This is a genomic window from Pseudoduganella sp. RAF19 (assembly GCF_052114165.1).
GTDB lineage: Bacteria > Pseudomonadota > Gammaproteobacteria > Burkholderiales > Burkholderiaceae_D > Rugamonas.
In genome coordinates this window covers 567,912-582,056 of sequence record NZ_JBFREF010000005.1, presented here as the reverse complement: position 1 = coordinate 582,056, position 14,145 = coordinate 567,912, and the positions used below count along the sequence as shown (strand labels likewise).

Genomic DNA, 14,145 nt, shown 5'->3' with positions numbered 1-14,145 from the left:
AATCAAGAGGAAATGTCGACTTATCCCCCCAAAAAAACACCATCGAAAAGCAAAAAAGCCAGCTCTCGGAGCTGGCTTTTCGTAAATCAAATATTTACTTGTATTCTTGGCGGAGAGGGGAAGTCAAATCATGCCACACAACCCGCATGAATACTTGGTTTAAGCCATCACAACCACACGAATACCGTCACCGATACCGTCAAAAATTTGTGTCGCAAGTATATTCAGTTGCGGATAGCCCTCACCTCAAGAACCAAGCGACCGCAATATTGGTTGCTGTTGGTCCTGAACAACAAATGGACACGTCGAACGAACGTCGGCCGACCTACGCTTCCCAACTGCCCTTCGCCCATGTCCAGTGCATTTCAATTGCCACACGGCTTGGACGGTCTGGCATTTGCACCGGCAAGCGAACCGGAGCACCGCCAAGAGTTGAATAAGTAGTTGCCTGCAATTTTGGAGAGATGACTACTGTCATCGAAGCGGGGTCGATCGCAATAAGACCTAGGTCATAGAGAGTATGGATATCGGCTCGCAGAAGGAGTCCATTTTCCACTACATTCGTCTCTTCACCCATGTAGCCGTATATGTGTGCCGCTTCCAGCGCAGCTGGTACGTCGCAACCCGAGAGCGCACAATGTCCCTCATATGCTGCCAGGACCAAACGTCGGAACTTTCCTTGCCCCTGACGACAGACTATTGCCGCGAGAGTCTTTTTGCGAGCATCCTCGATGCTCTCAGGATCAAAATCATCTTCGCCGCTGCTACTTGTGTCGTTGCCCTGAACAGGATTCGGCGGTCCGCTGCTGAGTCCCTCAAGATTGAAATGCCCATTCTCCCACTCTCTCACCAACGCCAGCCCCAGCACCTGGTATCGAGGATTGGGTTTAGCTTTCACCTGTCGAATTACTCCGACGGGAATCTCATCTCGTTTGCAAGCTAGAAGCGCGACGTTGGTATACATCCGGTCGCGCTTGGAAGGGTCAAGCTGCTCTTGGAAATACTCGTAGGTCCAAGAGCCATCAGGGTTAAATTTTGGCTCACGATCCGGGTAAGGCCCCCCCAGAGACTCACGAATACTCAACGCGTACTGCGATCCCGCCGGCTTGTGGATTCCTTTCGCCTTGTTCACCAGGAACATACCATTAGCCATTTGCGCCGGCCAAGAAACCTCCTGTCCTTTATGCTCATGGAACCAATTTAATGCCTCCCGGTGTTCCGGTGTGAGCGCATCCAACTTCAACAAGGGGGCTACTGGCCGACCATGGGAGACATCGTTTGGAGTCTGGAAATTAAATGGTGGCTTTAACTTCTCCGATTGTACGTGGCCGTGAATAATTTGAAGTTCGGCTAAGACATGCTCCCGCGTGACGTTTTCCTTTCCAGCTTGACCTTCCAGCCGGCCGCGAACCTTCTTGATACCTTCGCCGCTCAGGGAGAAAGATTGATTGGGATTATCGTTGTTTAACCAGTGATTACGGCTCCAATGACCAATTGCCTGGCCTAGTAAGTACTTCAATAGCTCCGCCGACATATTAACGTCAGCGCGAATTTGATCAGGGTCATCCACGAATTGTGCTGCCATAAAAGAGGCGAGCGTAAATGCAGAGAGCCGTTTTTTGTCGTCTCTAAGGCTGTTCTCGGGGCGGTAGAACTGCATACAGTACGATCTCCTTTGTCCAGTCTTTTTTGATTTGGATTGTGACAGCAGTCGATTTCTGGGCGATAGCGGTTATGAAGACTATAACTCATCTAGCCGTTTATGCCGATGTTGGCCGGCTCACGCTGGCGGTCGCTGAACGCAAGCAGATTCAAAGTTTCCGGTAACTCTATGGATACTATTCGGCCAACATCTGGCAGTTGTTCGATGCTGATCGCGTTTTGGGGAAACGTGCGATTGAAGGAACGAACAGGTTCCTGGTTCTGATCCTTATATAAGGATCGGCCAAGAAAGTAAACGCCCTGTTCTATGACGGGCATCGGGGTATTGAGCTTTTTTTCTAAGACTACCAACCCTCTTACCGCAATCATCTCATATTCGTGCATTATGGGTAAGCGTTGCGGAAATCGACGCCCAACGACCTCTTGCTTCTCATATTACAGAGAAACTCCAAAAGGAAATTCTTTATGACCGCGTACACGCTTCGGCTGTAAGCTGTCAATTAGTTGAACTGAACCGCTTCACAATCATGCTCGCGGCCCTCCGCGACTTGGGCGGATTCAGACCGGCGGGAGCACCGTGTGCGGTGGTTGTTTTCAGTGCACATGGTGATTTTGATGAACATCGCACACAGTGGTTTCTCCTATGAAATCCACCGTGTGCGCTGTGACAAGTTCTATCTACGATAGAACAGGCATACGCTAGCACCCGGGAGTAGGTAGTTCCTGGCTTTTTTCGGGGCCGAATTTGTCCCATGCCTGCTTGACCGCCGCGATCTGCTTCTGGACCTTCTGCCTGGTCATTTGCTCGCCATAAATGGCTTCGAACATGCGCGCCGTAATAGTCGGGCTTTGATCGGCCAGCAAGTACGTTTTCCAAATCAGGTAGCGGACGCGGGCGGTCTGGTCCGCTCGTCGGTCCTTTGACAACCTTCCGGCGTTGGCCACCGCATGGCTGGCAATTGCGTGGCGCATCTCTGCCGATTGCTTTAGCTGGCGCTGTCGTGCAATCTGCTTGCTGGTCTTGATGGTCATCAGGTCCAGCCGGTGATCGTCGGTCAACGCCAGCCCCTTTGCATAATAGCTAGCGTTCTGATCGCGCCGCCAGGCAAATTCGAACACGTTTTTGGCGTTCTCGTGCCAGGACTCACCAGCTGGATCGAATAACCGCCGCCAGGACCGAAATCTTGTAGCAGGCCGCGCTCGCCTGGTATGCCAATGAAGATCACCCAGCCAGGTAATAAATCGAGCTTGGTCGGTGCTATCGCTCCTTGGGTAGCGGAAAGCAGGCGGGATTTCTCTCCGGTCCAGTTCGTGATGAACCTCCCAAAGCACAAGCGGGTCGCCAGTCGATTCAATGCGGGCAATCAGCGTTGAGGTGCTGTGCTCGGCCAGAGCCTCGGTCGACTCCCGAAAAGCCCGCCAAGCGGCTTCATTTACCTGCCTGGCGGCTTTTAGGGCAGGAACGCTTTGGATGCGCTCCCGCTCGCCTTCGACGGCCTCAGGAAACATCAATGGCGCGTGCATGCGAGTGAATTGATCCGCCCGATTCGTGGTCAAGGTGGCAGCCTTGAACAACGGCAGCGCCGCCAGCAGCGTCAACGAAGATAAGGACATCCACGCCATCTACAGTCGCCACATGGGTTTCTGGCGCTTGTGGTGCGTTGATAGTTTGCAGGATGGCGCAGTTCTCGCCTGTAACGAGTTCTGCAAATTCCATGTTATCGATGTAGGTTACTTGCATAGTTTGGTTTCGGTTACGGGTTTGTCGGTGGCGATGATCGTGTTGTCGCTCAGGAAGCGGGTGAACTCAGCGGCGTCATCTGCTGCGCACGCATACGCGTTTTGCATGCTCAGGGCGTACCTGGCATCCTGGAGGATGCGAACGAAATCAGCAGTCTGCTCAATCAAATATTCGTGTTCGTTGATCGTAGCGCTCATGCCGACACCCCGCCGCAAGAGGCTTTGATGCGTTCAGCTAGAAAAGCATCTATTGACGACTCCAACCAGCCGCTCGCGCGCTCAGATAATTTGATCGGTGCTGGGAAGGTGCCTTTTTTGATTCCAGCATAAATGCTGGATTTTTTGAGGCCCACGCGTTTCATTACAGATGGGAGGCGGAGCACTGACACTCCGCGAATTTCATAACTCATATTTCAATCCTAGTTAATCCGTTGCGGGACAATATCGTCCCTCGCAACTTATTGTAGTAACGACGTTCGACGATTCTTCTAGGAATTTGAAATATTTTTTTAGGCCGCTTTCCTGCCGAAATTTCCGGCGATGACCTTGCCGCTCGAAACACCATCAATGAAATCTGCCCAGTCCTGCATCATCACACGGCGTTCGGCTAAGAACTGCGCCCTGTCGTAAGCCGCAGCTATCTTGTCTTTCTGAGCGTGCGCAAGCTGGCGGTCTACGACCTCGTGCCGATAGCCCAAACGCTCCTTGATCGTTGACATGGCGAGTGCGCGGAAGCCGTGACCAGTCATGCGATTTTTGTAACCCATGCGCTTGAGGGCCGCGAGGATTGCGCCGTTGCTCATTGGCTTTTCGTGGTCGCGCTGATTAGGGAACAGGTACTTTCCCCCGCCGGTCAGTGCGTGCAGCTCCCGCAGCAGTTCAAGAGCTTGCGAAGACAGGCATACATGGTGGTTAGTGGTATCCGGGTTCACAGTCAGTTTGCCCCGCTTCATGCGGTGCCAAGGAATGATCCACTCCCCGGCCTCAAGATCGAGTTCGCTCCAAGGCGTTTCGATCAACTCTGACGTGCGCACGAAGACCAGCATCATCAAGCGCAGGGCGATGCGGGTCGGCTTGAACAGACGGGCGTCGTTCTTGTCCATCGCTGCCAGGAAGGCTGGCAATTCATCAGCAGTGATAGCGGCGAAGTGACCGGCCTTGACTGGCTTTAGCACATCCTTCATGTCCGCCGCTGGGTTACGGTTTTCAATGCCCTGTTGGCTGGCGTAGCTGAAAACGCGGGCGCACGTCGCCTTGATACGGTGTGCAATCTCTTGCGCGCCACGGCTTTCGATCTTCCGTAGCGCGGCGATCATGTGCTGGTGTTTGATCGAGCCAATAGGCATGGAACCAATCTGTGGAAAGATGTCTATCTCCAGCCGCCGTATAGTGTCTCGTGCTGTAGCAGTACTCCACGTCGACAGCTTGTTGCCGTGCCATTCGCGGGCCAGCTTTTCGAAGGTATTACCGTTGGCCTCGCTCAGCTCGCGCTGGCGCTCCTTCTTCTCTTGGCTGGGGTCAATCCCTTGGTCGAGCAGTTTGCGGGCCGCCAAGCGCTTGTCGCGGGCCTCCGCGAGCGTGACCTCGGGATACTTGCCAAAGGCGAGGGTTCGACGGGCTTCACCATACCGGTAATCCATGCGCCAATACTTCGCGCCATCGGTATTAACCAGGAGATAAAGGCCGCCCCCATCCGACAGCTTGTAGGGCTTGTCTTTGGGCTTGGCCGTGCGGGGTTGGATATCAGTGAGGGGAATTGCAAGTTTAGGCATATGACGGTATCTGTTTTGGCGGTATTTATAGATACCGTCAACCATACCGACAAAGTTACTGGATTTCAATGGACGCTACAGCACGTCCAAAAACGAAAAACCCGCGATCTCACAAGGAGTTTCGCGGGTTTCTGGACATCTTTGGACTTTTTGCCACTTGTTCTTGGCGGAGAGAGGGGGATTCGAACCCCCGATAGGCTATGAACTCACTTTAGGGGCCATCGGAGGGGAGTATAGGGGAATGTTTTCAAGGACTTAGCCTCTCGCCCATCCCTTCCATTCCCCGCAAATCCCCGGCACTATCCCTGAGTTTATCCCCGGAAAGTCGGCTGCTCAATGCCGCATTGCCCAACGGCGACCCAGATCATACCTAAGCGCCCCAAAAAGCCGCCAGTGCAAACGTCTGCACTCAGACCGCAGTGGATTTAGTCGTCCGCCGCTTCTTCGGCACATCCGCTGTATGCAGTGCCAACACGGACGTTACGAGTCGGGCGCCACTCCAGCGCGCAGCAATGGCCGCCAGCATATACTGAACCAAGAAAATCGCGCCGACCATCAAGAAGGTACGGACGTCAAACACAGCCAAAACGACCGGTGACCCAATTATGCTCACCAGCGACACTGCCGCTAGATCCCTGAACAACAGGAAATTCTTATGCGCGTCCACGACCCTAACGTCGGCTTCAACGTCCTTATAGAGCTTATACCAAAGCGAATTTTGCTCGCCAGCTGTGGATGGGAGCGATCCAATTTTCTTCTGGAGGGCCACCATATCCACGCGCGGATCAGACGGGCCGTGCAATGTAAAGGCGCGGCAACCAGGCAGTACATCGCGCAACCGCCAATAAACGAGAGTAGCCTTCAAGGACGCAGGAAGTAGCGCCCCTAACAACAGGCATAGAACAGGGAATAAACTGCCGGTCAAAACTCGACCACCTAAGACCGTCTGCCAGTTAAATTGCTGCCCCTGCGAGGAAAGGAGCCACCCCACCAGCAGCACATCTGCCAATACGAATGAAGACAGCAGCGGCAGGTTCTGCCCTTTCAGTGATTTCTTACTTTGCTTGCTCATCCGCGCGTCTCCGTGTCCACCGTGAAATTACCTTCGAAAAACCGGAACGTGATCGTCCCATCGCGACGCGTCGTCAATACATGCCTTGTCTTGCCGGTCGTGCGCACGAAGAGACCCTTTTTATCTACTACATTACGGTAATCCGGCAAGGTTTCCTGCGTCGTGTGAACTTTAGATTTATCGGAGATCACAAACGCGTCCGGGTTCGCGTGGTTGAACACTTCATCGCAAAAGCCGCTTTGCCGGCCATGATGTGACGCAACGAAAATATTGGTCCGCTTCAGCATCCTGCAAAATTCTGCATTCTTAAGCAGGGCCCTCCAACCAGCTACCTCCAAGTCCCCTGGGAATAAAATGACCCAACCGGCAAATTCGAAAAACGCGACTAGGCTCAGATTGTTCGTGTCCTCGAACTCTGGGTACGAATTCCTGAAGGTTTTCACAGTGATCCCGCCCATAGATTCGTTAAAAGGGCGGCTGACGTCTGCATTAAAGGTTTCCGCCATACTCGCGTACCTCTCGGCATCGCGCGAGAGCGGCCCACTCTCTCTCTTGATCGCGCGGATCTGGTCAGCTGTGTAAGTAGAGTTGCGGAACAACACGGAAACGTCAACTCCGGCTTCCCATAAGCCGTCTAAATCACTCATGTGATCCTGGTCTGCGTTCGTGATGAACAAGTAATCTACTCGTTCGCGACGCAGAACGTTTTTGATGAAGGCGCTGGGCCGCCAGTTTGCTGTACAGCCACAGTCCACCATCGCCAAGGCACCCATCTGGCCGTTTTCATGATGAGCAATCATTGCGCACTGACCGTGCTCAACGTCGAATATTCTGACCACCATTTCGCCCGGCATATCCCATCCTCACAGCAAAGTTGTCGTTACTGTGAATCATAGTATATTTTCAACAAACAAGTGTAATTGACGCTTAGTAATTCAACCAGATCAATGAAGCTGCCACGCAGATGTCCGCATGGCAGCCTTCGATCAGAACAGTCCAGCAGGCTCGCTGGCCTTATCCCAACTATAGATGATCAGCTCTTGCCGTTCGACGGCCCGCCCACCGCCGCCGACCGTATATGAGATACCCGTCGTTTCCATCTGAAAACGCGCAAATACTCGCCGGATGTCTGGATGATCGTTCAGGCTGAGGATGGCCTTTCCCTTTAGCCGGGCCATCAGTTCAGCCATCCGCTCATATTCGGCCAATGGGAAATCCACCCCATAGCCCTCCGTCTCCCAATACGGAGGATCGAGATAGAACAGCGTATGCGGCCGGTCGTATCGCTCCATGCACTTGTACCAGTCCATGTTTTCGATATAGGCGCTAGCCAGCCGCAGATGAGCGGCCGACAGATTCTCCTCGATGCGCAACAGGTTCACCGGTGGCGCCGTGGTAGCCGTGCCCCAGGTTTGCCCCTGAACCTTCCCGCCGAACGCTTGCTGCTGTAAGTAAAAGAAGCGGGCCGCTCGCTGAATGTCTGTCAGCACGTGAGGCGGAGTCGCCTGCATCCATTTGAACACGTCGCGGCTCGACAGCGCGTACTTGAACTGGCGGACGAACTCCTCTAGGTGATTCTTGACGACCCGGTACAAGTTCACCAGCTCGCCGTTAATGTCGTTAATGACCTCCACGTCTGCCGGTGGCCGCATGAAGAACAGCGCGGCGCCGCCGGCAAATACCTCAACGTAGCAGGTATGGGGAGGGAACTGAGGGAGAAGACGATCGGCCAGGCGTCGCTTGCCGCCGATCCAAGGAATGATTGGTGTTGCCACAGAGTAAACCTTATTTCGTTTCTGTGCTAGACTGCTGCCGCCCTCCGGAGGGTGCAGAGCCTTGCTTGGTTCACTGCTAACTCAGTGGAATGAGGCCCGCCGTCACTGTTGACGCAGTGGCGGCGGGCGCTCTGTCTAAATAGGAGATTGAATGCGCCCTGAACGCACACAGCCAGGCAACCCGCACCGCCTCACGATCAAACAGCACATATTCCCGAAGCGAAGCATCGAGCGCTTTGCCATCGACGGCGGGGTTGAAGTGCATGAGGTCGGGCCTGGCCGAACACGCCGCAGGAGCGCGGCGGATGTATTGTTCTGCGCCGACCGCGTATGGGATCACCGAACAGAACACGGGTTAATGGGGGATATTGAGATAGCCTTCCAGCAAATCGCAGAGAGAATACTGGCCGGAGAGCGGAGCTTCGCGCAGGAAGAGCACGGCGCCATCACGGATTACTATCTCCTCTGGATTCTTCGCCACAAATTCAAGCAACGTCCTCTGGCTGACCAACAGCTGCGCATGCACCGCCCTGAGCGGCGCATTGACAAGGACACGGAAGAGCATCTAGAAAAGCACGGCGTGATGTTCTTCCGCAATGACGGGACAATGCCCGGCCGTCTGCTGGTTGGCCCTTCCCTCCACGGCATGCTTGACGATAACCGCGTCAGAATGGCAGGCACTACGTGGGGCATACTGAGGGCGCGGCCGGGCCACGGAGAGTTCCTTGTGCCAGATACTTTTTCGATGTTCTCGATAGTGCCCCTAACACCCGAAATTTGCCTCGTGGCAGGAATGGAGAACAGTGTGGCCGACTTCCGTGCGATTGGCCATTTCAATGGCGTTGCCGTTGAGAATTCGGCGCAGTACTACTTCGCCCGCGATCTCAACCAGTGCCCCATCCTAAAGCAAGCCATCGAATCCGCATTCGATACAACCGGCCCAGCGTAGCTGTGCAGACGCCTGCACTGCTTCGAGGTCAGACGATACGACCGTCCACGACCAGGTGCGCATTTCCGCGCGAGTCCTCCAGCCAGGAGGAAGTCCCGCCGATCTTCACGCCCAGGTAGATGAAAGTGCGGCGCCAGGCCGGGATGCCTTCAGCCTCCATAGCTTCGAGCAGCACCTTGTTGGCCGTCTTCTCATCGCAGATTTCGTGATGGTGGTACAGCCAGTCGTGAATGACGGCAGCACGGTGCGACGTATCACCGAACAGCCAGTACGCCACCGGCACACGCGGCACGCTCGCAAAGTCCGTCAGGAAACCAGGCTCCACTTCGATCGTGCGCCCGAGAATGTCGGATTGATACTGCAACGGCGCCGTGACACGCCAAATGCCGCGCCCGCTGCACGCCAGGTCATCGACCAGCACCGTCGCCAGCTCGGTCAGGAAGCGGCCGGTCATTTCGCCACCGCCTTAGCTTCCGTCGATGGCGGCGTGTACGGCGGCGTTGGGCTGGCTGGAGACAGCTGGACCTGCACCTGACCATCCTTCGTCTGCACGATGCCAACGTTGGGGATAGGGCACGCCACCAGGGCGGCATTCACCGCGTTCGGATTCCCGGTCGCATTTCGGGCCAGAGCGCCGAGCGGCAAGGCGCAGGCGGCATCGGCCCACACGATCATCTTCATATCGCTGACCACCATGACGTTTTGCTTAGCGCCGGCGTAATTGGCCTCGCCGGCCGTGAGCGCAGCGCCGGTATAGGCATTCATCACGCCGCACCCGGAGAGCGCCACAGCGGAGACCAACGCCAGCATCAGCAGCAACGGCAGCCGGGCAAACCCAGCCTGCTTGGAGAACGTCGGCGCATCACCACCGTCAGCTGGCGGGTCGTGCGGGCCGAACAGGTCACGGGCGCCATAGCCCAGGAAGCCGCTTACGAGCGCCCAGATGGCCTCGGAATTGGTCGGCGGCGGGAAGTACGAGACACCAATGCCGGCGATGATGGCAAGCACGGCGAAGAACTGGATTGCGACTTGGCGATTCACTGGTAAAGCCTCCAAAAAGAAAAGGCCCGGAAAACCGGGCCAGGTGGTGAATTACTGCTTATCGAGCGCTGTCAGGCTGCGCCCACGGATAACTGCGATGATCTTGTCCGCATACTGCGGGTCGGTCGCATAGCCGGCAGCAGCAACGGCGCGCACGAACGACTCCGCATCGCGGCAGGCGAATGCAGGCTTGTAGCGCGGGTTCTTCAGCAGGAACTGGGCGTGGTCGTCGATGCAGGCCAGCCAGTCCGCGTACGTGCGCCAGCGCGCCGGCACCACCACCCACTGCCCTTTGATGAACTCTCGCGTGTCCATCGTGAGCACGTCGCCGGTCCAGCCAGCGCTCGCCTTCACGCCGAACAGGTTGCGGGCCTGGACGGCGAGCTGCGACTTACCCCAGCTCGACTCCAGGGCCGCCTGCGCGACGGTGAAGCTCGCAGGGATGCGAGTGACTGCCATCGATGCGCGCGCAGCTGGACCAACGGCCGCGACGAACTCGGCCGGCGTCATCAGCGGCGCGCTCACAGGTGCACCCCGAACAGCTTGGCCGTCAGCACGGCGCCGCCGGCAGTCAGCGTGGCCTTGGCGATCTCCCACAGCCAGAGCTGACTACTTTTGCTGCTTTCTTCGGTCATTGCGTCCAGCTTCGTCCAGATGACCCGTACGCTTTCCTTGAGGGAGATAACTTCCTGCTCCACCAGGCCGACCTTGCTGTTGTTCTCGACCAGCTTTTCGTAGCTTTCCGCCATGCGGCGCTGGTCCTCCGCCATCTGCATGACGAACTTCTGGAAACCCTTGAAACGCTCGTCCAGCCGAGCGACGGTTGTTTCGATACTTTCTTGCGACATGCGCATTTTCTCCAGGCGAAAAAAAGCCGCCCGAAGGCGGCCATAGATTGAACGACAGTAGCTTTTACAGGATGCGCCCAGCCAGAATGTCGGCCTGCCGCTCATCGGCGACGTGCCCCTTCTGAACCAAATAGGCGATTGCCTGGCGCACCGAGTCCAGCCCCAGGATTACCTCCTTCAGGCGCGGATCGGTGACGATGCTCCACCAGTCCGCCAGGAAAACGTCCGCCGGCACTGGCGGCGTGGCACCCGGCTTGCCAGCGACCGCGGACTTGATAGAAATACGCTCAGTTGCCGTGAACAGCATCAGAAATTCCATCGGCGTAACGGTCGGCGCCACAGCGATCGGCTCGAAGTGCGTTCCGTCCGGATCGGTGAAGCGATGGTCGCCGCACTCCCAAATACCGGCAACTAGTTGCGGCGCAAGCGCGACGACAGTAACGTCGCCCGTCAGGTTGTTTTTGATCGCTGGCATTTAGATCCCCTTGAGCGTGGTCGAATTGATGAACAGGACGCCTTTGTTACCCGGCGGCGACGCGGACGAATGGTCATAGCTCTTGCCGACACTCCCCCTGATCTCGTTCGTGATATAGCCACCCGGCCCTTCGTTCACAGTCACCAGGGCGCCCGCATTGCCGGCGGCCACGGCGGTTTGCGCGATACCGAAGATCGATGCCGACAGATACTTCACGACGTTGAACTTGCCCTGCTGCAGCCCGATGACACAGAAGTCGCCGACGTTGCCGATGGCCTGCTGCGTCATGCTGAACGCCGAGGACGTTACCAGCGTGGGCACGCCATTCGCATTGAGCGTGAACACGTAGGCATTCGTGCCGCTGCACATGACCAGGGCGCCGCCGCGATCGAAGAACATATCGATCACCGTCTCGGCTGCCGGCGTGGCCGTGGCCACTACCGCACCAGCCGTCGAAATGCGCGTCAGCCAGAAGGCCGCTGGCGACGACACGTAAGTCCCAAACCAGAAATACTGGCCATCGTTGATCAGGACGGAACCATACCCGTTCGAAGCATTGTTAAGGGCGATGGCGGCACCCTGCTGCGCGTTGGCATTGCTGAAGACATAGCCCTTGCCCCCTGCGCTGGCAATGCAGAAGTACCCAGGCAGCACCGAAATCTCGGGCACTGAGTTGTTCGCCGTACTGTTACCCGAGCCGCTGACCAGCGCCGTGTAGGCGACGATCACATTACCGGCCGTGTCGTAGATCATGTACTGCAACTGGTTGACTACAAAGGTGTCGATGCTCGCAACCACGATGTTGCCGTTCGACAGCTGGGCCATCTTGAAACGTGGACCGTTGCCATTGCCCGAGGTGGGCGCCGTCATACCGGCCATCTTGACCGGCGCCTTGACGATGTTGCCTGCGCTATCGCGGATGGTGAAGTACGAGCCATCACCAGAATTGCAGTACACAACCGCGAAGCCGCCTCCAGACAACGGCAACATGTGAGGAGAGTTCTGCGGGTTCGTGCCGGTACTTGCGATCGCGGTCTTGGCCACGATGACATTGAGCGCCTTGTCAACGATGGCGAAATACAGGGTGTAAGGCGTGGCAATGTTCGCCCAAAAGACGATGATGTTGCCATTCGAGAGATACCCCATCTGCACGTCGTTCTGCGTGCCCGTGCTGGTGCTGTCCAGGATGGTGGCAGCGATCAAAGCACCCGAGTACGAATACTTCCAAATCTGACAGCCTGTCGGGCCGGTCAGATAGGTGTCAGCGATGAACAGCGAGCCATCGGTCGGATCGAGCACCGCGCGATTGCGCTGATAGCTCGTGTTTCGCCCGAACGAGGAGTACGTCGTCAGCGCCACGGCCGACGAGCCAGCGGCAGCCACCGCCGCATAGTCCCCGACTTGTACCGGATACAGGCCGAATGGATAGCCGCCCAAGGCTACGACGTCGTTTTGATTGATGGCGAGCGGGCCGGCCTTCGCCTGCAGGGCCTGACCGTTCTTGAAAATTTGGCTCAGATTTGCCATTACTGAATGCTCCAGTTTCCGTTTTTAAATACAAGCAGGATGTCGATGTTCGGCATATCCAGCACCAGGTTCTGCGTGTTGCCTTCGATCTTGTCGCCGGCGCCATGTGCCAGCGTCACGTTGTTGGTCCAGAAGGCGCCGAAACCATCGATGATCCGCACCGACGTCCCGGTTGCGGGCGACGCCGGCAATGTCAACGTGAGCGGCCCCGCCATCGAATCCACCGTGAACTGGCCGGATGGCAGGCTCCTGGTCGTATTCACATACTGCGGCGCCGGACTCGCGCCCGGAATGGCCGTCTGCCCAACAACCGCCAGGTTGCCCACGCCGTCCGAGGTGAACGTCGCGCTGGTGCCCTCCGGCACCAGATAAGTCCCACCTACTGGGCCGTTGTCGATCTTGTCCGCAGCGTTTGGCGTTAGCACCACATCGCCCACCTGGGCATCGACCGCGAACGAGAAGCCGTTCCACACGGCCGTCGCCTTTGGCACAGCCAGCGCGCCGGCCGCAGTGGAAACGAAGCTGGCGCGGTTATCGGCGGCCACCACAGCACGCGCACCGGCGAAGTACGCGACTTGGCCACTAGCCTGCACGCCAGCGGCAGTTCGCCGCAGGCTGTTATCTGCCAGCTTCAGGCGCAGGCCACCGGCGCCATCGTCTTCCAGCCCCTGGCCAATGCCCAGATAGCTGGCGGCGCCGAGCTGCGACTTCTGGACCGCATGCTTGGGGTTCGTTGCCAGACCGACTTGCTGCGCGCCGCCGGTGCAGCCGAGCAGCACCCAGGCATCGAGCAACGCATTCCACACCACCTCCACGATGCCACCGGCTACGATCTCACCGCCCTGCAGCGCGGCCTGCGCGCCGCCGAGGATCGGCTTGGAAGCCAGGCCGTCCGGGGAGAACGTTACCGCCCCGGTGTTGCTCGTCGTAGCGCGGAACTTCAGCGTCAGGCCATCGGTGCGCGCAGTAATCGCCGGCGCGAACCCCGCCGCGTAGGCGTTCGCCGTGCCGGTGTCGATCGCGTAATTTCCGCCTGGCGCCTGTGAGATCGTTTTGATCGCGGCGGCCAGCTGGCCGTACTGCGCTTTCTGCGGCGCGATGCCAGCGGCGCTCAGCACCGACAGCAGCTCCAGCATCAAGGCATTGAGGAAGTGGGCCGGCAGGATCGTGGGCTGCACACCTCCGAGCAGATCGCCATCGGTGAAGAAGCCGGGCACACCCGGATTAGAGGGCGCAGGAAGGGCCTGCGCCGCGCTTGGCACATCAATTTGATACATGCACTAC

Annotated in this window: 16 protein-coding genes; 1 reads left to right on the top strand and 15 read right to left on the bottom strand. The window is 57.2% G+C overall.

Features of this window, described 5'->3' with window-relative positions; genetic code table 11:
- Nucleotides 1-325: 325 nt before the first annotated feature.
- From AB4Z19_RS15935 to AB4Z19_RS15900, 8 genes are all read right to left on the bottom strand, one after another.
- Complete coding sequence (locus AB4Z19_RS15935; RefSeq protein ID WP_442035588.1) at nucleotides 326-1,660, bottom strand: HNH endonuclease; 1,335 nt, start codon at nucleotides 1,658-1,660, stop codon at nucleotides 326-328.
- A 701-nt stretch (nucleotides 1,661-2,361) separates the two neighbouring features.
- On the bottom strand, nucleotides 2,362-3,285 hold the full coding sequence (locus AB4Z19_RS15930) for a hypothetical protein (protein WP_442028845.1): 924 nt from the start codon (nucleotides 3,283-3,285) through the stop codon (nucleotides 2,362-2,364).
- Nucleotides 3,286-3,393: 108 nt separating this feature from the next.
- Complete coding sequence (locus AB4Z19_RS15925) at nucleotides 3,394-3,600, bottom strand: hypothetical protein (RefSeq protein ID WP_442028846.1); 207 nt, start codon at nucleotides 3,598-3,600, stop codon at nucleotides 3,394-3,396.
- Nucleotides 3,597-3,812 carry a helix-turn-helix transcriptional regulator gene (locus tag AB4Z19_RS15920; RefSeq protein WP_442028847.1) on the bottom strand — a complete coding sequence of 72 codons (216 nt, stop codon included), beginning with the start codon at nucleotides 3,810-3,812 and terminating at the stop codon, nucleotides 3,597-3,599. The genes AB4Z19_RS15925 and AB4Z19_RS15920 overlap by 4 nt, the downstream gene beginning before the upstream one ends.
- Before the next feature lie 99 nt (nucleotides 3,813-3,911).
- On the bottom strand, nucleotides 3,912-5,243 hold the full coding sequence (locus tag AB4Z19_RS15915) for a tyrosine-type recombinase/integrase (RefSeq protein ID WP_442028848.1): 1,332 nt from the start codon (nucleotides 5,241-5,243) through the stop codon (nucleotides 3,912-3,914).
- A gap of 340 nt (nucleotides 5,244-5,583) precedes the next feature.
- On the bottom strand, nucleotides 5,584-6,246 hold the full coding sequence (locus AB4Z19_RS15910; RefSeq protein WP_442035587.1) for a hypothetical protein: 663 nt from the start codon (nucleotides 6,244-6,246) through the stop codon (nucleotides 5,584-5,586).
- Entirely contained in the window at nucleotides 6,243-7,100 is an 858-nt protein-coding gene (locus AB4Z19_RS15905) for a ComEC/Rec2 family competence protein (protein WP_442025272.1), read from the bottom strand. The genes AB4Z19_RS15910 and AB4Z19_RS15905 overlap by 4 nt, the downstream gene beginning before the upstream one ends.
- Nucleotides 7,101-7,232: 132 nt before the next feature.
- Nucleotides 7,233-8,021, bottom strand: coding sequence for a DNA adenine methylase (locus tag AB4Z19_RS15900; protein ID WP_442025273.1), 789 nt, complete (start codon nucleotides 8,019-8,021; stop codon nucleotides 7,233-7,235).
- A 151-nt stretch (nucleotides 8,022-8,172) separates the two neighbouring features.
- Between AB4Z19_RS15900 and AB4Z19_RS15895 the strand changes: the two genes are divergently transcribed.
- Nucleotides 8,173-8,970 carry a hypothetical protein gene (locus AB4Z19_RS15895; protein ID WP_442035586.1) on the top strand — a complete coding sequence of 266 codons (798 nt, stop codon included), beginning with the start codon at nucleotides 8,173-8,175 and terminating at the stop codon, nucleotides 8,968-8,970.
- A 28-nt stretch (nucleotides 8,971-8,998) separates the two neighbouring features.
- On the opposite strand, the gene AB4Z19_RS15890 is transcribed toward AB4Z19_RS15895, so the two are convergent.
- The 7 genes from AB4Z19_RS15890 to AB4Z19_RS15860 form a co-directional block, all read right to left on the bottom strand.
- Nucleotides 8,999-9,424, bottom strand: a complete 426-nt coding sequence (locus tag AB4Z19_RS15890; protein ID WP_442025275.1) for a DUF1353 domain-containing protein — start codon at nucleotides 9,422-9,424, stop codon at nucleotides 8,999-9,001.
- Nucleotides 9,421-10,011 carry a hypothetical protein gene (locus AB4Z19_RS15885; protein WP_442025276.1) on the bottom strand — a complete coding sequence of 197 codons (591 nt, stop codon included), beginning with the start codon at nucleotides 10,009-10,011 and terminating at the stop codon, nucleotides 9,421-9,423. Before AB4Z19_RS15885 ends, AB4Z19_RS15890 begins: the two co-directional genes overlap by 4 nt.
- Nucleotides 10,012-10,062: 51 nt before the next feature.
- The gene (locus AB4Z19_RS15880; protein ID WP_442025284.1) at nucleotides 10,063-10,521 is read right to left on the bottom strand and encodes a glycoside hydrolase family 73 protein; all 459 of its coding nucleotides are present in this window, start codon (nucleotides 10,519-10,521) and stop codon (nucleotides 10,063-10,065) included.
- A gap of 11 nt (nucleotides 10,522-10,532) precedes the next feature.
- Nucleotides 10,533-10,859, bottom strand: coding sequence for a hypothetical protein (locus tag AB4Z19_RS15875; protein WP_442025277.1), 327 nt, complete (start codon nucleotides 10,857-10,859; stop codon nucleotides 10,533-10,535).
- A gap of 64 nt (nucleotides 10,860-10,923) precedes the next feature.
- On the bottom strand, nucleotides 10,924-11,334 hold the full coding sequence (locus AB4Z19_RS15870) for a hypothetical protein (protein WP_442025278.1): 411 nt from the start codon (nucleotides 11,332-11,334) through the stop codon (nucleotides 10,924-10,926).
- Complete coding sequence (locus AB4Z19_RS15865; protein WP_442025279.1) at nucleotides 11,335-12,861, bottom strand: hypothetical protein; 1,527 nt, start codon at nucleotides 12,859-12,861, stop codon at nucleotides 11,335-11,337.
- On the bottom strand, nucleotides 12,861-14,138 hold the full coding sequence (locus AB4Z19_RS15860) for a hypothetical protein (RefSeq protein ID WP_442025280.1): 1,278 nt from the start codon (nucleotides 14,136-14,138) through the stop codon (nucleotides 12,861-12,863). The genes AB4Z19_RS15865 and AB4Z19_RS15860 overlap by 1 nt, the downstream gene beginning before the upstream one ends.
- Nucleotides 14,139-14,145 lie beyond the last annotated feature (7 nt).